At 58.1% G+C, this 20,380-nt stretch carries 21 protein-coding genes; all 21 read right to left on the reverse strand.

All coding sequences use genetic code 11. The features are described 5' to 3' along the window. Positions 1-2: 2 nt before the first annotated feature. The 21 genes from FS804_RS07000 to fliG all read right to left on the reverse strand — a co-directional run bounded on the left by FS804_RS07000 (position 3) and on the right by fliG (position 20,376). Positions 3-560 (reverse strand): rod-binding protein, encoded by a 558-nt coding sequence (locus FS804_RS07000; RefSeq protein WP_063949827.1) that lies wholly within the window; start codon positions 558-560, stop codon positions 3-5. A gap of 111 nt (positions 561-671) precedes the next feature. After that, entirely contained in the window at positions 672-1,094 is a 423-nt protein-coding gene (locus FS804_RS07005; protein WP_063949726.1) for a hypothetical protein, read from the reverse strand. A 14-nt stretch (positions 1,095-1,108) separates the two neighbouring features. Next, positions 1,109-1,864, reverse strand: coding sequence for a flagellar biosynthetic protein FliR (gene fliR, locus FS804_RS07010; RefSeq protein ID WP_063949725.1), 756 nt, complete (start codon positions 1,862-1,864; stop codon positions 1,109-1,111). Beyond that, positions 1,861-3,948 carry a flagellar biosynthesis protein FlhA gene (flhA, locus tag FS804_RS07015; RefSeq protein WP_063949724.1) on the reverse strand — a complete coding sequence of 696 codons (2,088 nt, stop codon included), beginning with the start codon at positions 3,946-3,948 and terminating at the stop codon, positions 1,861-1,863. Before flhA ends, fliR begins: the two co-directional genes overlap by 4 nt. 158 nt (positions 3,949-4,106) lie before the next feature. Next, positions 4,107-4,373, reverse strand: a complete 267-nt coding sequence (fliQ, locus tag FS804_RS07020) for a flagellar biosynthesis protein FliQ (protein ID WP_003503352.1) — start codon at positions 4,371-4,373, stop codon at positions 4,107-4,109. Positions 4,374-4,418: 45 nt separating this feature from the next. After that, positions 4,419-4,892, reverse strand: coding sequence for a flagellar hook assembly protein FlgD (flgD, locus tag FS804_RS07025; RefSeq protein WP_144575838.1), 474 nt, complete (start codon positions 4,890-4,892; stop codon positions 4,419-4,421). Further along, a complete protein-coding gene (flbT, locus tag FS804_RS07030) occupies positions 4,883-5,332 on the reverse strand; it encodes a flagellar biosynthesis repressor FlbT (RefSeq protein ID WP_063949722.1) in 450 nt (149 codons plus the stop codon). Before flbT ends, flgD begins: the two co-directional genes overlap by 10 nt. After that, entirely contained in the window at positions 5,329-5,673 is a 345-nt protein-coding gene (flaF, locus tag FS804_RS07035; RefSeq protein ID WP_063949721.1) for a flagellar biosynthesis regulator FlaF, read from the reverse strand. The genes flbT and flaF overlap by 4 nt, the downstream gene beginning before the upstream one ends. A 34-nt stretch (positions 5,674-5,707) precedes the next feature. Continuing rightward, positions 5,708-6,811: a flagellar hook-associated family protein gene (locus FS804_RS07040; protein ID WP_144575840.1), complete on the reverse strand. Its 1,104-nt coding sequence runs from the start codon at positions 6,809-6,811 to the stop codon at positions 5,708-5,710. Positions 6,812-6,814: 3 nt separating this feature from the next. Further along, positions 6,815-8,293, reverse strand: coding sequence for a flagellar hook-associated protein FlgK (flgK, locus tag FS804_RS07045; RefSeq protein ID WP_144575842.1), 1,479 nt, complete (start codon positions 8,291-8,293; stop codon positions 6,815-6,817). Between the two features lie 22 nt (positions 8,294-8,315). Continuing rightward, a complete protein-coding gene (locus FS804_RS07050) occupies positions 8,316-9,593 on the reverse strand; it encodes a flagellar hook protein FlgE (protein WP_144575844.1) in 1,278 nt (425 codons plus the stop codon). Positions 9,594-9,699: 106 nt separating this feature from the next. Continuing rightward, on the reverse strand, positions 9,700-10,371 hold the full coding sequence (locus FS804_RS07055) for a response regulator transcription factor (RefSeq protein ID WP_063949717.1): 672 nt from the start codon (positions 10,369-10,371) through the stop codon (positions 9,700-9,702). 281 nt (positions 10,372-10,652) lie between these two features. After that, a complete protein-coding gene (locus FS804_RS07060) occupies positions 10,653-11,219 on the reverse strand; it encodes a lytic transglycosylase domain-containing protein (protein WP_186376690.1) in 567 nt (188 codons plus the stop codon). After that, positions 11,167-12,522, reverse strand: a complete 1,356-nt coding sequence (locus tag FS804_RS07065) for a flagellar hook-length control protein FliK (RefSeq protein ID WP_144575846.1) — start codon at positions 12,520-12,522, stop codon at positions 11,167-11,169. Before FS804_RS07065 ends, FS804_RS07060 begins: the two co-directional genes overlap by 53 nt. Then, complete coding sequence (motC, locus tag FS804_RS07070) at positions 12,519-13,796, reverse strand: chemotaxis protein MotC (protein WP_144575848.1); 1,278 nt, start codon at positions 13,794-13,796, stop codon at positions 12,519-12,521. The genes FS804_RS07065 and motC overlap by 4 nt, the downstream gene beginning before the upstream one ends. Then, positions 13,793-15,124 carry a MotB family protein gene (locus FS804_RS07075; protein ID WP_063949713.1) on the reverse strand — a complete coding sequence of 444 codons (1,332 nt, stop codon included), beginning with the start codon at positions 15,122-15,124 and terminating at the stop codon, positions 13,793-13,795. The genes motC and FS804_RS07075 overlap by 4 nt, the downstream gene beginning before the upstream one ends. Beyond that, on the reverse strand, positions 15,121-15,777 hold the full coding sequence (locus tag FS804_RS07080) for a hypothetical protein (RefSeq protein WP_144575850.1): 657 nt from the start codon (positions 15,775-15,777) through the stop codon (positions 15,121-15,123). The genes FS804_RS07075 and FS804_RS07080 overlap by 4 nt, the downstream gene beginning before the upstream one ends. Positions 15,778-16,085: 308 nt before the next feature. Further along, a complete protein-coding gene (locus FS804_RS07085; RefSeq protein ID WP_144575853.1) occupies positions 16,086-17,378 on the reverse strand; it encodes a flagellin in 1,293 nt (430 codons plus the stop codon). A gap of 303 nt (positions 17,379-17,681) precedes the next feature. Continuing rightward, positions 17,682-18,119: a hypothetical protein gene (locus tag FS804_RS07095; protein ID WP_063949710.1), complete on the reverse strand. Its 438-nt coding sequence runs from the start codon at positions 18,117-18,119 to the stop codon at positions 17,682-17,684. A gap of 5 nt (positions 18,120-18,124) precedes the next feature. Then, the gene (gene flhB / locus FS804_RS07100) at positions 18,125-19,207 is read right to left on the reverse strand and encodes a flagellar biosynthesis protein FlhB (RefSeq protein WP_144575855.1); all 1,083 of its coding nucleotides are present in this window, start codon (positions 19,205-19,207) and stop codon (positions 18,125-18,127) included. Between the two features lie 125 nt (positions 19,208-19,332). Continuing rightward, positions 19,333-20,376, reverse strand: a complete 1,044-nt coding sequence (gene fliG / locus FS804_RS07105; RefSeq protein ID WP_063949708.1) for a flagellar motor switch protein FliG — start codon at positions 20,374-20,376, stop codon at positions 19,333-19,335. Positions 20,377-20,380 lie beyond the last annotated feature (4 nt).

The following is a 20,380-nucleotide window of genomic DNA, read 5'->3' on the forward strand; positions in this document are numbered from 1 at the left end:
TCTCAAGCCTCGTCCGTTTTGTCATTTGAAACGCCGAGGACCTGCCGCTCGAACTCCGCCACCATCCGAATTGCAGCATTATGGTCTTTTTCATTCATCGATACGTCGGTGATGCCTTTGCTTTCAGCCTTCCGAAGCGCATCCTTGTATGCCTGCTCCGCAATGCCGACACCGCCATTTCTGGAAATCGTGTCGGCAAACTGTTCGGCCATCATGCTCTTCCAGATTTCGCCGGCGTTACCCTTGCCGTAAACCTCTTCGCTGTCTTTCGGCAGCATGTTGGCGACGAAGGTTTGGAGAACCGAAGCCTCATATTTGCGATATGTTTCGGGAATTTCGGTGCGCGCGGAACGAATATTGGTATTGCCGAGGCCAGCCTTAGAGGAGGCGCCATCCAGCATATCGACGGCGGCACCAAAACCCTTGCCGGAATCGGCGAGGCTGGTCGCGGCAAACGCCGCCTTGTTCGCCTTCAATTTTTCTTGGGCGACCTGTACTTCCAGAGGGTCCGCCGCGCGAACCACATCCATCACCAGATCGCTTATAACCGATATCGCCACGTCCCGAACTCCCGAGCCGATGAACGAGCCGACGCAAAACGGCGCGTTCACTCAATCAAGAAACATCGCGGGCAGTGTGTTCAAGAACGCCGCGATGCAACAACGGGGAGACTATGAATCGCCAACCTTGCTGGAGGCTGGTGTTGAACGGGCAACATTCGTAATTTCTAACAAATCGTAAATCGCATTATCGTCTGCTTCGCGGTCTTCGAGATCGCGGGCGACGTGCATTCTGTCCTCAAGCCTGTCGGCCTTGGTCTTTTCCTTCAGAACCTTGTTTTCCTGAAAATGCTGGACGCCTTCAAGCTGCCGGTCCTGCACGACGAGACGGCCGTAGCGACCCTGATAATGCCGGGAAAACGTCTGGTGCACCGGCTCCAGGGAATTCATCGCTTCCAGCGTGCTTTCCATGGATTGCGCCACTTCGGTGCGTGCCCGCGTGGTGTCGGCCAGTTCGACCTCGGCCATTTTTTCCATGTGGCGCTGGACCGTCACCAGACGTTTGAGCTTGTCCGAGCGTTTGTCAGAAGCCATGGCGTTTCCCCCGATCAGAAACCGATGAAGACGGGACCGAACCCATCCACGAATTGCCGGATGAGAGCTGCGACCGAAAGGTAGAGCATGAACATGCCGCCCGCGAGAATGAAGGGCGTCGATATGAAAAAGACCGGGATTTGCGGCGCGAGCTTGTTGATGAGGCCGACGGCAACGTTGAACATCAAACCGTAGATCACAAACGGGCTCGCAAGCCGCAGCATGATGGAAAATGAAGCCCTCAGCGTGTCGGTCAGCGTGATCAGCATCTTCTGGCCGCTGATAAGCGCACCGACAGGGGTAACATTGTACGAATCCACCAGCGCCTTAAGGACGATGTGATGGAAGTCCATCATGAAGAGAATGAGCAGGCCGCCGAAGGTGATGAAGTTGGCGATCTGGTTTTCCTGCGCATCTTCAATGGGATCGGAACCGCCGGGTGCGCTGAGACCGATTGAGGCGCCGATGAGCGCCCCCGTGAACTGGAAACCGAGGGTGTAGAAGCGCGCGATCAGGCCGTACATCGCACCGATGAGGATTTCCGTCGCTATAAGCCCGACAACGGTGCCCTGGCTCGCACCGGAGATTTTGGGGTAAATCGTGTCCCACAGCACCGGCAACAGCGCCATGGACACGGCCACACAGAGCAGCATGCGTATCTGCGGCGAAATGCGCGAGCTTGAAAAACCCGGCATGGTCATGAAGCATGCGCCGATACGGCAGATGGCAAGGAACAATGCAATGATTGTTCCCTGCGGGTCGGTTATCATGAAATGGCGCCCAGAATCTTGATCTCGAGACCCTTGGCCAGTTCCACATGGGAGAGGACCGGCAGGGTCGCAAAGAGTCGCTCGATAATCATGCGCACATAGGACCGCGTTTCCGGCGAGGTTACAAGGACAAAGGGCAGGCCGCGATCCATGAATTCACGGATAACTTTCGACGCTTCCTCGGAAAACTCCTCGAGATGGCGGGGATCGATGTCGAACTCGACGATTTCACCCTTCTGATCGCGCTTCAGCGCCTGATGGAAGACCATGTCCCACTTGTTGCCGAGTCGCAGCACCCGCAGCACGCCGTTGTCGGCGAGGTCGCCACAGAGCTGCTGCGACATGCGCACCCGCACATGTTCGACGATCTGCTCCGTCTTGCGCACATGCGGCGCAAGTTCGGCGACGGCTTCAAGGATGAGGTGCAGGTTGCGGATCGACACCCGCTCGGCAAGCAGCAGTTTCAGCACCGCCTGCAGGCCGGAATAGGACATGTGCGAGGAGCAGATTTCGTCGGCCAGCTTCTTGTATTCGGGATCCAGCCTGTCGATGAGGATTTTGACGTCCTTGTAGGACAGAAGCTGCGGCAGATTGTTGCGGATGACTTCGCTCAGATGCGTCAGCACCACGGAGACGTTGTCGATCGGATGGAAGCCTTCGCGCTTCAGATCTTCGGTGAAGGTTTCGAGGATCGAGACGGCCGGCATGCCGAAGGCGGGTTCGCGAATTTCGTCGCCTGGAATGCTTGGCTTGCGCCCTGCCCCCGTCACCACGAGAACATCGCCGACACGCAGGTTGCTGGAAGCGATGGTCGTGCCGTGGACACGGATCTGGTAGGCTTTTTCCTGGATCATGATGTCGTCGGACACCTTGATCTCCGGTACGACGAAGCCATACTGGCTCGCGAATTTCTTGCGCATCTTGCCGACGCGGAATGCCAGTTCCTGATGGGCACCGAGGAGGCGCGTCGACACCTGCTTGCCGAGCGCCAGTTCGATCTCGGCGGTCTTCAGCACCTGTTTGACGGAATCTTTCTCCGCCTCGGTGTTCTGGAGAACCTTGTTCTCCTCTTCCTGCCGGCGAAGCGCACTTTCGGCTTCCGCCTGGCGCGGAATATACCAGCTGCCGAAAGCCATGATGCCGCCGAGGAAGATGAAGGGCAGGAACGGCAGGCCCGGAATGATGGCCAGCAGTCCCATCAGCATGGCCGAGACCATCAGGGCGCGCGGATAACCGCTCAGCTGGTTGACGACGGCCTGGTCGGTCGATCCAGCCGTACCACCGCGGGAGACAAGGAGGCCGGCTGCCAGCGAGACGATCAGGGCCGGAATTTGCGAGACGATACCGTCACCGACCGAGAGCTTGACGAAAACGTCAGCCGCTTCGCCAATCGGCATGCCGTGGCGGAAATACCCGATGATGATACCGCCGAAGACGTTAATGGCGGTGATGATAAGACCGGCGATGGCATCGCCACGAACGAATTTGGAGGCACCGTCCATCGAGCCGAAGAAGGAGCTTTCCTCTTCCAGTTCACGACGGCGGCGCTGGGCTTCCTTTTCGTCGATGATGCCGGCCGACAAATCCGCGTCGATCGACATCTGCTTGCCGGGGATGGCGTCGAGGGTGAAGCGCGCGCCGACTTCCGCGATACGCGTCGCACCCTTGGTGATGACGATGAAGTTGACGGTGATCAGGATCAGGAAGACGATCAAACCGATCACGAAATCGCCGGACATGACAAGGCTCGAGAAGCCCGCAATCACGCCGCCGGCCGCCGTTGGGCCCTCATTGCCGTGGGACAGGATGACGCGCGTCGTCGCAATATTCAGCGACAGACGTATCATCGTCGCGATCAGCAACACGGTCGGAAAAGACGAGAAATCCAGCGGCCGTTGAATCCAGAGCGCGACCATCAGGATCAGAACCGAGAGCGCGATGGAGAAGGCGAGGCCGATGTCCACCAGCATGACCGGAATGGGAAGGAAGAGGACGCAGAGGATCGCCACAATGCCCAGCGCGAATCCGATGTCGCGCGTGCTCGGACTGACCTTGGGCAGGGATATGACTGGTGGTTGCGCCATGAATTCGTCCTGTCTCTTCATGAGAAGGGCGACGGAAAAGCCGCCGCACGGTTCCGCGGCACCGGTTTTCGAAAAGCGAACGCCGTTCGGCCCGATGCTTCAGGCCTATCCCTAGCCGCTGAAGCTTGCGCGAAGGTGGCAGCCACGGCGGCCGGGCATCAGAAGCCGGACTGGATGCGCGAAAAGACGAGATTGGAGAACAGCGATATTTGCGCACCCACGAACGGGGCCGCGACGCCCAGCACAAGCATGATCGTGACGATCTTGGGAACGAAGGTCAGCGTCATTTCCTGAACCTGGGTCAGGGCCTGAATAAAGGCAATGACGACGCCGACGATCATGGCGGCGAGAACCGCCGGACCGGCCGCGACGAGAACCGTCCAGACTGCCGCCTGCATGATATCAAGCGCATCGGCCTCGTTCATCGTCGCATCCTTGTTTCATGGAAGCGGCATCATGCCGCCTCGATATCAGGAACCGGCCGAATTGTTCGAATCGGTGGTTGTCCCTGTAGATTTAGTCGTGATCGGGCCGTTGGAGAAGACCACGCCGGCCTGCACCAGCACTTTATCACCGGCTTCGGTGACCGCGACGATACCATCGGAATAGACCTGCACTTCCTTGACCACGCCGGTAACATTGTCGTCAGCGCTCTTGACGGTCTTGCCAACCAGGTCGGAGGCGCGCGTCAGGGCTTCCGCCTGCAGCATGCTCTTCAGATGCGTGTTGGTCTTGATCGTCTGCTCGACCTGCGAGAAGCTTGCGAGCTGCGACATCTGCTGGCCCGCATCCATTGGGCTGGTCGGGTCCTGGTTCTTCATCTGTGCGATGAGGAGCTTCAGGAAGCTGTCATAGTTCAGCGAGGCCGCATTCTTATCGCTGCTGCTGGCACCGGCATTCGCCCAGGGGTTTGCCGCTGCCGCATTGACTGCATCTACCGCCATGGTGCGATCTCCTTGCGAATCTGTTCGATGGTTGCCGGGGTCATTTCCTGATTGTTGAGGATTTTCTCCTCGATCGGGTAGAGACCGCGAATGGCTTTGAGCGCTTCGAAAGCCTTGCCGGATGCCACAAGCCCGTCGATCCGCTTCAGTTCCGCCAGAACCTCGTCATGCTGGAAGCAGTTCAGCAGCATGCTGACCGACTTGCGGAACATATTGGTGGATTGGTCGCGCCCTTCCGGGTTGATGAGGATCATCTGCGCGATGAAATAAAGCTGCCGAAGCGGCGTGGTCGCCTGCTCGGGCTGAAGCACGTGGTTTTCGAGCAGAAACGTGACATCGTTCAGGAATTCAAGCGCGACCTTGCGATCGACGCGCAGAACTGCGCCGTTGATGAAGATCTTTTCGCCCGATTTCAGCGAAATCCGAAGTGTACTTTTCATTTCAGTCCATCCCTGATGATGGTTGTCACGTCAATTATGCCCTGGAAATTCGTCGACTGACGTTTCCGGATCAGTTCGCACTCTTTCAAAATCCAGATCGCGATGGAGATCAGATTGGCTCTGAGTTCGATTGCAAGCTGATTGTCCGGCTGCTTAAGATCCTCAATGAAGCGGATCCAGACCCGTCGAGTGTAAAAAAGTGCTTCGATCGTCGGTCGCTGGGAGGAGGAGTCCCTCGCCTCCACCAGAAGTTCGATCGATTTGGTCAACGCCTGCCGCTCGCGATCTTTTGCGTTGGCGACACCATCCTCCATGATTTCGGCGTAGGAAAACTGGTACATTCATGTATCCTTTATCTGCCGCCACCCCTGTTCATCAGAGGTAGTTCACCAGACTCATTTTTTGCAGACGCGACGTGAGGCTGTATGCGATTTCAAGTTGCTGCTGCAGCAGATCGAGACGGGTCTTCGCCTCGTAGGTATCGATCCCCTCGATATCCAAGAGATGCGTTTCGATGATCTTCTTCTGCGCCTCCAGCGATTCATTGGCTTTCGAGACACGGCTTTCGGAAAGGCCGAGCTGGCTCTGCTGCTGGTTCAGACCGTTGATGGCCGAGCCGATATTCGTCACCGACTTCATCGCGACCATTTCGCGGATACCGCTGTCGACTTTCGGATCGAGGAAAGTCATCGACGTCATTGCGGTCAGTGCGAAATAGCGCATGCCCTGCGAATTGCTGTTGGTGGATGTTTCGACGATCTCGTTCTGGCTGATACGGCTTGTCATGTTGGTGTCGCTCGCCTTCGAGCCGAATGTCGTCCAGAAATCATAGTTCTGGCCGGCCGTCAGGCTGGTGTGCGGCGGGTTTGTGACCGTCGTCGTGCCTTTGAAGACGCCTTCGATATGCGTCATGAAGCCTTCGACCTGCGCTTTCGACAGGCTGGCAAAATCGCCGACCGGTGGCGTCTGCGCCGCCATATAGGCATTCAGTTCCGTTTCATAGGCTGCCTTCAGCGGAGAGCCGGGTGCAAAATAGTCGTCAACCGGCTTCACATCCGTATTGATGCCGGAAAACAGATATTCACCGTTGACAGCCGTATTGGCGAAGCTGGTGAAGTTGTTGAAGGCATTCGAGATCGTCTGGGCAACCGTCGTCAGCGTCGGCGCTTCACTGCTCGTATTGGGGACGAGAACCTTCTGGATCTCCTGCGCAGCTTTCGCCATGCCATCCAGCGCGGTCTGCGAGGATTTGAGGCGCTGCGTCGCAATCGAGTTGACGCTGACCAGCGAGGAAATGCGGTCGACATCACGGTTGAGATCGAGGCTGCGGGCCGTATTTGCGCCCAGCGTCAGGCCGAGATCGGCATGCTTGCCCGTCGTCAGCTCGGTGTTGAGACCGGTCATCTCAACCTGAGCCTTGAGGATGGTGCTGCGCATGCTGTTCTGCATTGCCAGCGATGAAATGAATGACGTTTTCATCGTTTACCTCACCATGTCCATCAGCGACTTGAGCATTTCGTCGACTGTGGTCACGAGTTTCGTGGCGGCCTTGTAGGATTGCTCGATGTCCATGAGCAACGAGAGCTCCTCATCCAGGCTGACCGCCGTATTGTTCGAGTAGGAGGTGGCGGAGCGCTCATAAAGCGCGCTTTTTGCTTCGTTTGCCGAAGTTGCGCCGGAACGCTCCTGCTCCAGCCACCCCATCGAGTTGGTGCCGTATTTCAGGATGCTGGTATTCGTATCGATACGTGTCGACGCGGCAAAATTCATGGGCGCGTCGAAAGCAGTGACATAGCTGCGGATCAGCGTGGAGAAACCGGTTCCACCCGACGTTGCTGTATTGATCACATAATCGGTACCGTTGATGCCGCCGTCACGCAACAATTCCGGATTGCCACCTTTGGAGATAATTAACGCCGGGTTGACGGTAATGCTGGCTGCGAGCCCGGGAGAGACAATTCCGTCTGCCGGAATGGTCGTCGCCAGAGGCGAGCCATAGGTGAAGAGGCCGGGCATGTTCGGCAGGCCGCTCGTCGCATCCGCCGGCTTTTCAGCGAACATGGTGATGAGACCGCGGGCGATTTCGTCAAGCTGGCTCTGCATTGTCGGCGCCAGATCGTCACGGACCTGCATCAGGCCCTGAAGCGAGCCGGCGGCCGTGGTGTTGGCACCGGTGGCGGCCTTGAGCGCAACGCCATCGACGTAAATGGCATTGCCGGTGGTCGTCGCGTCGTAGCCCGGCTGGACGTTGAACGTCACCTTGCGCGGCACGATTTCGAAGAGCGTCGCCCCATCGGTCGTGTAAAGCGCCACATCATTGTTGGGCCGGTTCACGACATTGATGCCGATGATCGAGGAAATGTCCTTGAGAAGCGTCTCGCGCTGGTCGAGAGCGTCGCTTGGGTCGCCGCCGATCGCGGTCTGTGCCTTGACCTCGTTATTGGCTTCCTCGAATTTTGCGAGCAAACCGTTCAGCTTGTCGACCTGAAGGGCCATTTCCTTATCGGCGCGCAGACGCATCGCCTGCAATTCGCTTGAGGCCTTGTTCAGGGAGCTGGCGACATCCGTCGCGGAGGTGACGGCCGTTGCGGCCAAAGCGGCATCACTCGGCTTCGCGGCATAACCGTCGAGGCTTTTGAGCAATTCCTTCATGTAGTTGGCTGGCGAACTCTCGTAATTGTTGCCGCCGAAAACGCTCTTCATCTCCTCCAGGCCGCTCAGCACGGCGCTCTGCCCGGTGGCGAGAGAGGAACTGGAAATCGTCTGCCTGAGAAGACTTTCATTCTGGGCACGACCGTTGGAGACGATACTCGCTCCAGCCATGGTCGTGCCGAGAATGGCGGTACGCTTGACGTAGTTCGCATTACCGACATTGGCAATGTTTTTCGAAGTAACGTCGGTCTGCTTACCTGTGTTATTGAAAATCGACTGCGCAGTATTCATTGCTGACGTGAGCGACATTCATCTGTCCCCGTAGGAATTACTATCTCTTCAGATTGATCAGGACGTCCATCAAATCCGATCCGGTCTGGAAGACCTTCGAATTCGCTGTGTAGATGCGCTGGGATTCAATCATGTCGGTGAGTTCGCTGGCGATATCGACGTTCGAGCCTTCGAGCGCGCCCTTCTGGATGTAGCCGAAGCTACCCGTCTGGGCAAAACCGATGGTGACGACACCCGACTCGTTGCTCGGCAGATAGACGTTGCCGTTCTGCGGGCTCAGATTGTCGACGCTCGGCACGGTTGCCAGCGCCAGCTGGTAGATGTTGCGGCGACCGCCATCCTGATAGACCGCCGTCACGACACCGTCCTTACCGATTTCGACGTCCTTGATCTGGCTCGGGCCGTTACCATTCAGAACGGCTGTGCCGGGCGTGAACTTCGCCGAAAACTGCGTCATCTGCGACAGGTCGATATTGACCGCCTGCGGCACACCGCTCACCTGATCGTTGATGACGATCGATTTCGGAGACGCGGTGGTCAGCTTATTGGTGACAGGATCGAATTCCAGATCCACCTTTGTCTGGACAAGGTTAGCGGCAGGCGTTGCCGTATACGGGAAACCGCCATTCGTCGACTGATCCTGACGATAAACCGCTACTTCCCAGGTGTTGTCGCCTGTCTTGGTATAGTAGAAATCGTAAAGCACCTTTGCGCCGCCGCTGTCGAATGCCGTCAACGACGTCTTGTTGCCGAATGCCGCAGTCGCAGTGTTGCCGCTTGGAAGCGGTGCCGTCGCGGCCTTGTCATCGCGATTAAGATTGGCCGGGAAGCTGCCCTGCGTCGAGGGCGATGCCGTCAGGCCGAAATTGTTGACATTGATGGCTTCAAGACCCGTGAAACCGTTTACGACGGCAGCAGGGGGGTTGGAACCGTAGGGGTAACCCATCAGCTGGAAGCCCGCAGCGTTTTCCAGGTAGCCTTCCGAGTTCTTCTGGAAGGAGCCGGCGCGCGTCAGATAAGGCGTGCCCGATCCATCCTGAACCACGAAGAAGCCGTTGCCCTGAATGGCAAGGTCCGTGCTCGACGTGGTGTAGGAGAGGTTGCCCTGCTCCGAAATGCTGTAGCGAACGTTGGACTGCACACCGCCGGAAGCGTAGCTGCCCGACGAGGAGGGCAGAACGAGCGAGGAGAACGACGTCGATGCGCGCTTGTAGCCGGTGGTGCTTGCGTTGGCGATGTTGTCGCCCACGGTGCCCAGCTTGTTCGCCTGTGCATTCATGCCGGACACGCCGGTTCGCATAGTGCCGAAAATACTCATTCAAAAACCCTCGTGGTCATCTTTCAAGAAGAAGGTAAAGCGTTTGGCTTGCGTGAAGCTGTCTGAAATACCGCGTTTGAAAAAGGACCACGCGGGTCAATGAAAATCATTGCCAATCAATGCTGTAGCCGAGGAAGCGCTTGGAATCGACCGGATCGTAGCCGAGTTTCTTGCGCAGCTTCTTGCGAAGCTTGCTGATGTGGCTTTCCACGACGTTTTCTTCGACGTCGTCATCGAAGATGCCGTAGATGGCATTGAAAATCTGCGCCTTGGAAACGCGGCGTCCGCGATTGGCGATCAAATATTCAAGGATGCGGCGCTCGCGGCGCGGCAGGGGAAAAACTTCGCCGCCGACTTCCGGGTCACGTCCATCGGAGAAGACCCGGATCGGTCCGGCGTCGGTGAAATTCGAGATAACCTGCAGCCGGCGGCGGATAGCCGCCGCACGTGCGAGGATTTCACGGGGGTGGACAGGCTTGCGCACGACATCGTCGACGCCGCTGTCGAATAATGCGAGCGTCGCCTCCAGCGATGGCTGGTCGCTCACCGCAATCACCGGTGCCGTCGTGCGATCCCTGATCGCCTTCGGCAATGAGAAGCTCCGGTCGCCCTGGCCGATCAGGAAGGCTTCCACAGCTGCCAAATCGCTTTCCGCCGCCGTCGTGACCCATTCCCCGAATTCGACCGGATCAAACCCGGTCGAGGGAATGCCCTCACGCCCAAATAGAGATGTATAGCCGTCTTTAACGAGCTCGCGCTCATCAACCACTACGATCATTCGTCCGCCTCCGAATCAGTGTGGTGTTTTCCAATGAGGCATTGGTACGAATCGGCGAATTCCGTCACAACTGTAGGAAATCATCGATAGTTATTAATAATTGATTAACTATTATGTGCCGATTTGATCTACATATAGTGGTTGTTAACCATATATGGTACAAAATTTTTGTGCAAAAATTTTCGAAAATGCGAAAAACGCTTGATCCGCCTTTTTTCGGGCTCTCTCTCGCCACATTTCCGTTTGCGAGTCTTTGACTTCAAAGAAGCAATTTCAGGTTGTTATGCGTCGCAGAAATTTTTCGCGTTCGAGGTCCATTTTCCGTAACCGGTCGCCACGAGATTGGCGATGACACGGCAGACATATTTCTTCTGTGCCGGGTCGTTGTTCGGGCCCGCGTGATAGCGCGCGACGGCCATCGTCCAGGTTTCATGCCTGTTGTGGAGGTTGCGCAGGAACATGGCGGCATATTCCACATTGCGGCGCGGATCGAACATTTCCCGCGCGGAAGTGAAATTTTCGCCGTGGAAATAGTGATTTATCTGCATGCAACCGAGGTCGATGAGCTTGGCGCCGCTGCGTTTTGCCGCCTCAAAAGTCATCAAAGCTTCCTCGGTCGAGGCGGCAAATACCGGTTTTCCTTCGATATTCATCGCATTTGGGTCAAGCCGGCCCTTGCGGCCGGTCTCTGTGAGCCCCACCGAATAGAGAATTCCCTCCGGCACGCCATATTTGCGCGCCGCCGACTGGATCTCTCTTTCACATACGCCTGAGGTTGCCGAAGCCGATGCCTTCTCAGAGGTAGACGCCATTGTCAGCAGAAGAGCGGGCAGAGCCAAGAGCGCCATCCATGCCTTCATTATGCACCCCCAAATTATTGCCATTGCCCTGCCGGCCGTCGCGTGCGCCGGACTCGTCACGGTTGCGCCCGGCCGCTGCTTGCTGGCCTTGTTGCTGCGCCTGCTGATTTTGCTGATTGTTGCCCTGTGTGCCCGTTTGGTCACTCTTGTCAGAAGAAGCGATGCTGATCGTGATGGTATCGACGGTCAAACCCTGCGCCTTGAGGCCCTCGAGGATGCTCTTGCTGTCGTCCTGGAGCTTTTTATAGGCTGCGACACTCTCCACCGTCATGTGTACGGCAAGCTCGTCGCCGGCAAGGCGCAAGGACATCGTCACCGATCCTAGCTCGATCGGCGTCATATGCAGCTTCAGGGTATGAACCACCTGGCCGGTGCTGCTCTGGGCCGCGGCGTTGGAGAGCGACGAACCCGGATGCATCGCGCTCACCCATTCGGGATCATTGGCGATCAGGCCGGTCAGGGCCGAGGCATTTGTTGAGGGCGCAAGGCCAATGAAACGCCGTGAATCGAGGACCGTTATCGTATCGGCGGCCTTGCCGCCGCTTTCCCGCGCATCGAATTCGACGCGGCCTTCACGCTGCACCGTGCCCATATCAAGCGCGCGGGGCGCGCCGGAGCGTGGTGATGAGAAACGGAATGCCGAGGAATTGCCTTCGTTTTCCGATGCCGATCCTGCATCTTTAGCGGTCGGATCAATCCGGCTCGGCATGTCCTTGACCGAATGTTCCACCTTGCTGCGCACGGGTTCGGCCTTGTCGGCCTTGACCGTATCGGCCTTTCCGGCAATCGCCTGGGCGATTTCCTCAAGCGGCGTCTTGGCTGTCGCCACATCGGCCGCATTGGCCGCGACCAGTTGCAGGGCAGCTAGCTTCGGATCGATCACATCGGCCGTTTTCTCGGCGTCCTTGTGCTCATCGTCGCGGATTTTCTTACCGGGTTTAGTGTTCTCGGGTTTCCCCAGCGTCTTCACGGCGCTTTGGAACTCGGCCAATGTCTCATTGGCACGCCCTTCGCCAACATGATCGTTGACGAGCGCATTCAGGAACGTCGAGGGCCGTTTCACCGGAACATCCATCTTCTCCGCCTCCCCTTCAGGCTGTGCCTGCTGCTCTTCAGCCGGGTTTTCATCCTGCTGGTGGCGCGAATGCAGTGCCTGTGGCTGGCGGTCGTCACGGACGTTGGAAAGAGCATCGCCAAAGCTGCCGCCATTTGCGTCATCCCGGACGTTGCCCGCGCGCGGATCGGATGGTGGTGGCGCATTCACTACCGCGTTGATGGCTGCGTCGATCATGGTGCCCCCTCGCCTTTCTTCAACAGGCTGTCGATTTCATCGAGCTTGCTGCGACCGCTCGTCACGAGCTGCCGGACATCCTCGCTGTGATCGTCAACCTTCTGGGTTTCGACCCGCCATATGCTTTTGGTCTCGGCAGCGGTCGCCTTGTTTTCGGGCGCATTGCGCCCTGTGTCTTTAACGGTGGCGCTGTCTCCGCCTGTCCCGGAGTGGGGCGAAGGCGGGCGTACCACCTGTTCTGCAATGGCCCTTGCGGCCTCCCGCAATGCCCTGTCCCGATCCGAAAGCTGCTCGTCCGGAATTTGTCCTATTGTCTCTATCGCGCTCACCACGTCGGGTGTTCCGATATTCGACAGGCTTTCATAGAGATTTGCCTGCACTTCCGGCTCACCCGGCTGCGTGGGGGACAGCGCCTTGGCTTTGAGGGCCGCCATCCGCGCCAGGGAATCCTTACCGCTGATTGCCGCGAGACGGGAAAGGCGCAGGTAAGCTTCCTTCTGTCTTTCGGTATCCATCATGGCGAAGGTATCCTGGATCGCCTCCTCGCCAATGGCATCGGCGCGCTTGACGACAAGCGAGACCAGAAGATCTGCAAACTGGCTGGCATAAGGCGAATGCAGGAACCGTCGGGCATAACGCTGGGCATAATTGACGCCACGCGCAGCATCGCCGTCTTCCACCGCAATGGCGAGCGAACGACGCAATGCCGCTTCTTCGACGATCGTGCCCGGCGCTTCCAGCCGGGCGATATCATAAAAGCCGAGTGCAGCCAGCGGATCGCGCGGGATCGTGACGTTGCCGCCGATCAGGGCCAGATAAGCACCGATCCGCTTGCCGCGATATTCAGGCACCATGGCCGCGATGCTCTGCGCGACAAGTGTTCCCTTGCCGGAGAGATATTTACGCAGAATGTCGGCCACGCGGCTGTCGAAATTGCCGTCCACGTCACGCGCGACCAGCAATTCCAGCGTGGCCGGATTGCCACCGCTCATCGCATAGATCAGCGCCGCATCCACATTGCGTGGATCCTTGAAGATGGCCGAGGGGGCGCTTCTCAGCCGCTCATCGATGGTCTGCAGCAGGAACCGCTGCATTTCGGATGCAGAATGGTCACCCATCGCCACCGAGTCCTGCACGAATTGCAGGGAGCGCAGCATGGCATAGGGCATGAGATTGTCCTGCGACTGCGAAAACGCCTTGCTCGGCTCGGAACCGAGACCGCAAAGCGTCGCCGCAAGAAGAAGCCAGCGTTTCGAGGTTTTCGTCACACTCACCCCCGATCAGCCTCAAGCAGAATTTCGATGCGGCGGTTTGCATCCGCCAGCGGGTCTGCCGGCACCTGCAATCTGCGGTCAGCGAAACCTGAGACCTGCTTCACCCGCTCTTCCGAAAGCCCGCCGCGCACCAGCATGTAATAGGCGCTGTGCGCGCGATCCATCGAGAGGCGCCAATTGTCGTTGGCCTCGCCCTTGAACTGCCGCCCGTCGGTATGGCCCCGGATCACGACGCTGCCACCGCGCTCCTGCAGCAGCTTGCCGATTTTCTCCATGGCCAGAACCATTTCCCGCCGGGGAACGGCCGACCCAATATTGAACATCGGCGTTTCCGTCTGGTCGGAAATGGTCAGCAGCAATCCACCTTCGGACGGCGTCACCACCAGACCTTCGGAAAGCTTGCCGGTGATGCCCGATATCTGCTTCTCGATTTCTTCGCGCAGCTTGTCGGCCTTGTCCCATTCGGCATCGCTGGCCTTGCTCGGCTCGTCCGGAGCGGGTCTGGCAAGGGCTGCCTGCTCGGTGGCGTCCGGTCGTTGCTGGGGCACCACGGCCGCGATCTCGGCAGGCTTGCTGTCATCCGTCTTGCCAGTCGCAGGCTTGTCGCTCGCCGCCTTGTCGACAGCGGTATCGGCCTGCGCCAGCGCGACCGTCTCAACGCTCTTTTCATCGTTCCTGGCCGCCACATCCTGCTGTTTTGCCTCTGCAGCCTGGGTGGTTTCCACCGGAACCTGCTTCTGGTCGGAGCGGGTGATCTTCACCTGCTGGGTCCAGAAATCCGGGTCGAAAGGATCACGATAGGCTTCGCCGCCGCTTGCGCCCGTCGCCGGGCCGGAATCGGCAGCGCCGCCCTCGCCCTTGGCGCTGACATTGGCCTGCTGGCCCACCTGCTGGGCGATTTCCGCCAGCACGGAATAGGGGTTCTGAAAAAAGTCAGCCTCGGAAAAATTCGACTGCTCGCCCGTCTGTGACGTCAGGTCTTCGCCAGTCGCGGCGGCAGAGCCCTTGGTGACATTCTCCGCCTTGATATTCGACTTGTCCTTTTTCTCGACGCCCTCTTCCTTATCGACAGGCTTTTCGAGCCCCTTGGACGAGGGTTTTTCGTCGGAAAGCTTGATAGGGTTGAAGTAGCTCGCGACCGAGGCCTTGGTTTCCTCGTTGGCGGCGTTAACCAGCCACATGACGAGGAAGAACGCCATCATCGCCGTCATGAAGTCGGCATAGGCGATCTTCCAGGCACCCCCATGGGCGCCGTCGTGCCCGCCCTTGTGGCGCTTGACGATGATGATCTCGTTCTTGCCGTGGTGGTGATTTTCGCCTTCACTCATTTCATCACCTTGCGAAGACTGGACGCCCAGGCGGACATGCGCGTCACGAACACGCTTTCATCCAACTCGACGGAAAGATCGATATCGGTCGTTTCGGTAAATTTCATCGTTTCTTCTTCAAAGCCCGGCTGGGTCTTCAACTGGTCGAACAGAGTTTTCGGACCCTTCACGACGAGTGTGACGGCCTTGCCATCGGGCATGGCGGCGCGCACGACATCTGCAAGCGCGGAAACCGCCTTTAGCGAGAGTTTTTCCGTCAAAAGCGGGGCGAGAATGGCGGCGGCCTGGTCGCTCAGATTGGCGGCGATCGCATCGATGCCCTCACGCAGGCCGCGAGACAGAAAAATAGCCGTCTCTTCGAGATAGACAGTGCGCAGGTCTTCCAACTCTGCCGCATGCGCGGCAAGCAGCTCCTCGCGCTCGGCCTGCATCTTTTCGGTGAGCTCGCGCGTCGCGTCGGCGCGGCCGCGCTCATACGCTGCCTGTTTCTCGCTCTCGATGTCGACGGGGCCAAGATCGGCAAAACCGGAAGAACTATCGGCAAAGCCCGACATCAGGTCTGTGTCGGTGAACACGTCGCCGAAGGCAGGTGCCGGCAGCTGCGGTTTTGTTTCGCCGAAATCTTTCAAAAACCGTGCAATGGACGCGCTCATGCCTGCCCCCCAACAAAAAGGGAAATGCGAGCAGAGCTGGTTTCCTGGTAACGCGAATCGCTGAGGCCTCGCGGCCTTCCCGGAGGGAAAACCGCGATCTCCGTCGTCTGGAAATGCTCTAAGCCGTTTGGCGGCATTACCGTCATCCTTGCTACCCTGCCCGTCTCGTCCACGTTTCCGGCAGATCGCGCCATGCGATCCGCTCATATCGACCGACGTTAGGTGTTCAAACTTGTGCGAGGATGAAGGCGGGCTTGAACGGCAAGCCTGTGCCGATCATCCCGGCGAACCAACGCCGGCCGAAGCCGTTACTTGAAGAGCTGGAGGATATTTTCCGCGTTGGCATTGGCGATGGAGAGCGCCTGGATGCCGAGCTGCTGCTGCGTCTGCAACGCTTTCAGCCTCGTCGATTCCTCGTTCATGTCAGCATCGACAAGACGGCCAATGCCCTTGTCGATTACATCCATCAGGCTGGACACAAAATTGTCCTGCATGCTGATGCGGCTCTGCAACGAACCGAGGCTGGAGGCCGTACTCGTCATCGCCTCGAGCTGTCCATCAACAAAAGACATCATCATGTCGATCGCGTCGGCATCGGTATAGGTCGTACCGCCGCCGGCAAAACCACCCATCGCCGCGGCGACCACATCAAGCTTGCCGAGATCGAGCGTGGATACAGAAAAGGCGAGTGAGCGGCTGGCGGCCGTCGGCGCGCCCGCGAGGTCATAAAACCAGTCGGTGGCGCTGGTATCACGATAGGCGGGAGAAACGGTGGTGGCACCGGCAGACGGGTTGGTCGCCGTCACCTTCACCCAGGCGTTCTCGGCGAGACGAAGATAATTGACGCCCCCGGCGCTGTAGACATTCGGATCGGTGTTGGTATCGGCCGCCCCGGCGTTGAGCGCGCCGATCTGTGCGTCGCTGAGCTTCTCGACGACATAGCCGGCATTCGTCGCCTTGCCCGCGGTGGTCGAAGTCTGGGTAACTTCGCTCTCCGTCTTGCTGACGAAAACCGCGTTCTTGTCGAGAATGCCAAGCTTTCCGCCGCTGAGATCGAACAGCACGGTGCTGCCGTCGAGCACATAATCAACCGTGGTGACGCCGACATTGCCTGCGCCCGTGCGGGTGAAGGAGGCGACGACTTTTTTCGTGATCGATTCTTCCACCGGCGGCGTGCCGCCATTGCTGATGCTGGCCTGCAGCCAGTTTTCACCGGAGAAGGAGGCTGACTCGGACGTACTCTTCAGCTGTTCCTGCAACTGCTTGATTTCGTCCTGGATTTTGCTGCGGTCAGCGCCCACACCGTAGGCAGCGACCAGCTTGGCCTTGATCTTCTTAACGACCTCGATCGTGCTCTCCAGCGCGTCATAGGCGGTATCGACCTTGGCGGCGCCAAGACCCAAGGCGTCCTGCACGGCGGAGAGGGCCGTATTGTCTGACCGCATCGTCGTTGAAATGGACCAGTAGGCGGCGTTATCGGCCGCGGTTTCGACGCGGTAGCCGGATGAAACGCGCGCCTGCGTTGTCTCGAGGTTCTTGTCGATCATGCGCAATGTCTGCAGCGCGGCCATCGCCGCCGCATTGGTCAAAATGCTGGTCATGGGGTCCACCCAACTGAAAATTTCAGAAAAAATCCGGCGCGGTGCCGACAACGAGCAGAAGCATCATGCGCATCGGCGATGACGAAAGGGCCATCGCGACCTGCCGTTCGTTAACAAATCGTTAACGCGATTGGTAACAAACATCAGGGTTGATTTGCAAGGCGTTCGTCCCTCCCGCAGCCAGCTTTCGCACAAACCGGCAGGCTTGGGGCAAGCTCGGCTTCATTCGCAACGGAAAAACCGCTGCGCCCCTGATTCAAAGGGCACAACGGAGATGAAGGGGTGCTTTAAGTGTGGGGCCGTTTACGCCGCTTCGTCCTGCTGAGCAGACACGAATCGGGCGGCCGTCAGGCTTCTGCGGAGAAACTCGGTGTTTTCATCCGGGTTTTCCGAAGGGTTCTGAAACGAGACATGATTGATCTCGATCGCCGCGTGCTGATTGGCCAGCGTCAACTGCGCATAAACCGTCGCGCCCTTCGGCTTCAGCTCAAGATCGAGAACGATCTCCGGGGCACCTTCCCATTCAAGCTTATATTCGCCGCCAGCACCGAAATTGATTGTGCCGGGATGATAATAAAGCTCGGCAGCGGAAGAAACGAGGTCGGCGATACTGCCGTAGCACTCGAATCGGAGCAGTGAGATCAGGTCGGCCGGGTCTAGCAATCGAAGTTCGGTGGCGATCGGGTTGATCGCCTCTGCGACGATCATTTCCCGCTGTTCGGAATAGGCGGATTTTTTCATTGGTTTTATTGAACCCGTATTTTCGATGACTTCATGGCGTAAACCCGGTGAACGAGCTCAGCCACAGCCTTGTAAAAGACTGGTGGAATCACACTATCTACCGAGACTTGCGCAAACATGGAGCGTGCAAGCGGAGGGTCCTCAAAAACGGGGATATTGTTCTCTTCCGCAATCTCGCGGATTTTCAATGCAATAAGGTCCTGACCCTTGGCGACAACGACAGGGGCGTCACCTTCTTCACGAACATAACGAAGCGCCACCGCGAAGTGAGTGGGGTTGGCAATGACCAGCGTTGCGCGCGGCACATTGTTGATCATACGGCGGCGCGCACGGTCGCGGGCAATCGAACGCTGGCGTGATTTCACCACGGGGTCGCCCTGCGACTGCTTATATTCTTCCTTCACCTCATGCTTCGTCATTTTCAGCTGGCTAAACCAGTGATGGCGCGTCCACAGAACGTCGACGGCGGCGAGCAAGGCGGTTGAAAGCAGGATGACGACCATCATCTTCTTGACGATCTCGATCACTCTTACGAAAATAACCTGCGGATCGGAAAACATCAGATCGATGAGGCTGTAAAAGTCACCCCGCAAGGCGAAGAACATGATGACCGCAACGATCATGATCTTGAAAATGGATTTTCCGAATTCGACGAAACCCTGCTTGCTGTAGATACGCGTGAAGCCTTTCGCGGGCGAGACGCGCGACCACTGCGGCCGCACCCTTTCCAGCACGGGCGACGGCAGGTTCTGGAGAAACGACGATGCCAGCCCGAAGACGATGAACATTAGCATCGCCGGCATCAGCAGATAGGCCATCGACGTTCCGAGAAAATAAAGCAGCGACAGCGCATCCGGCCTGGTGCTGAGGTTCCACTGCTCAGGCTGGCCGAAAAGGTCTTTGAGCGTGACGCCGAGACGGCCGGCGCCGTCCGGCAGGAAAAAAACAAGATAACAGTAGAAGGCAAGTGACGAGGCGAAAATCGGCACCTCGCGTGAAAAGGGCAGATTGCCCTTTTCCGCCGCATCACGGAGTTTTTTCTCCGTCGGGTCTTCTGTTTTACTGTCCTTGTCCTGATCGTCTGCCAAGGCACGTTCCCGAAATAAAAAAGGCCCGCCGCTCCCGGCAGGCCGTCATCCCGAAACTAGCGCCCTGGACCGGCCATCGCAATGGCCGGCTCCGCGGTTAAGCCCGGTTATCAACCGGCTTCCGCTCACGCTGCGGCCGACTGCTCCTCGGTCGCTGCTTCTTTCAGCTGGATCTGGCCGGAATTTGCCAGCCGGATTGCTTCCTGCGCCACCGCGCGGCGGGCGATGGCCACTTCGCGGGTGTTGAGCGAGGCCTGCGGAACCGCGAGGTCCGATTCGATCATGCGGCGTTGGCGCGGGCTGATGCTGGAGAGCACACATTCCTTGATTTCCATCGTGGCGCCACGCAGTGCCATCGTCAGAACATCGGCCGAAACATCGTTGAGCAGCAGGACGCGGCTGCGCTGCGGCATGAACATGAGATCGTCGAACAGGAAGATCTTTGGCTTGACCTTGTTGGCCGCTTCCTTGCTGAGCGTCTCGAGCGAGCTCAGCAATGTATCCACCTGCGGCTTCTCCAGTTCGTTCATCAGATCCGCAACCTTGGTGGAACCGCCGGCATTCCGTTCGGCCTCGATTTCAGTGATGAGATTGACCACACGCTTCTCGATGATCTGCGCAGCCGTCGGGCTGACTTCCTTCATGTTGACGGTGCGGTTCATGATATCGGCGCGCTGTTCTTCCGGAATGGTCAGGAGAACCTTGGCGCCGAAGGATGAGGGCAGCATGGAAAGAATATAGGCGATGGTCTGCGGATGCTCGCGCAACAGGAACTTGCTGACGAATTCTGGCTCGGCTTCCTGGAGGCGGTCCCAGATCGATGCTTCATAGGCCTGGAACGCCGCGCGGCGACCGAGAAGGCTGTCCACCTCTTCAGGGGTCAGGCCCTCTTCGAGAATGCTCTCGATTGCCTTGGCATTGTCCATCAGGCCCGTGCCTTCGGTGAACAAGTCTTCAAACTCCGCCACGATCTGCGCAAGTTCGTCCGGCGGAATGACCCGGAGCGTCTGCGCCGAGGAAATGATCATCTGCAATTCGTGCTGCGTGAAAAATTTCAGCAGCTTGCCGGCGACACCCTTGCCCATGGCAAGCAGCACCGCGGCCGCCTTGTCGGCCTGAGACAACGGCTTGCCCGCAAGGGGATTACCGAAATCCTCGAAGTCCATCATGGTC

Origin of the sequence: Agrobacterium sp. DE0009, from assembly GCF_007680755.1 — a bacterium.
GTDB classification, from domain to species: Bacteria; Pseudomonadota; Alphaproteobacteria; order Rhizobiales; family Rhizobiaceae; genus Agrobacterium; species Agrobacterium tumefaciens_B.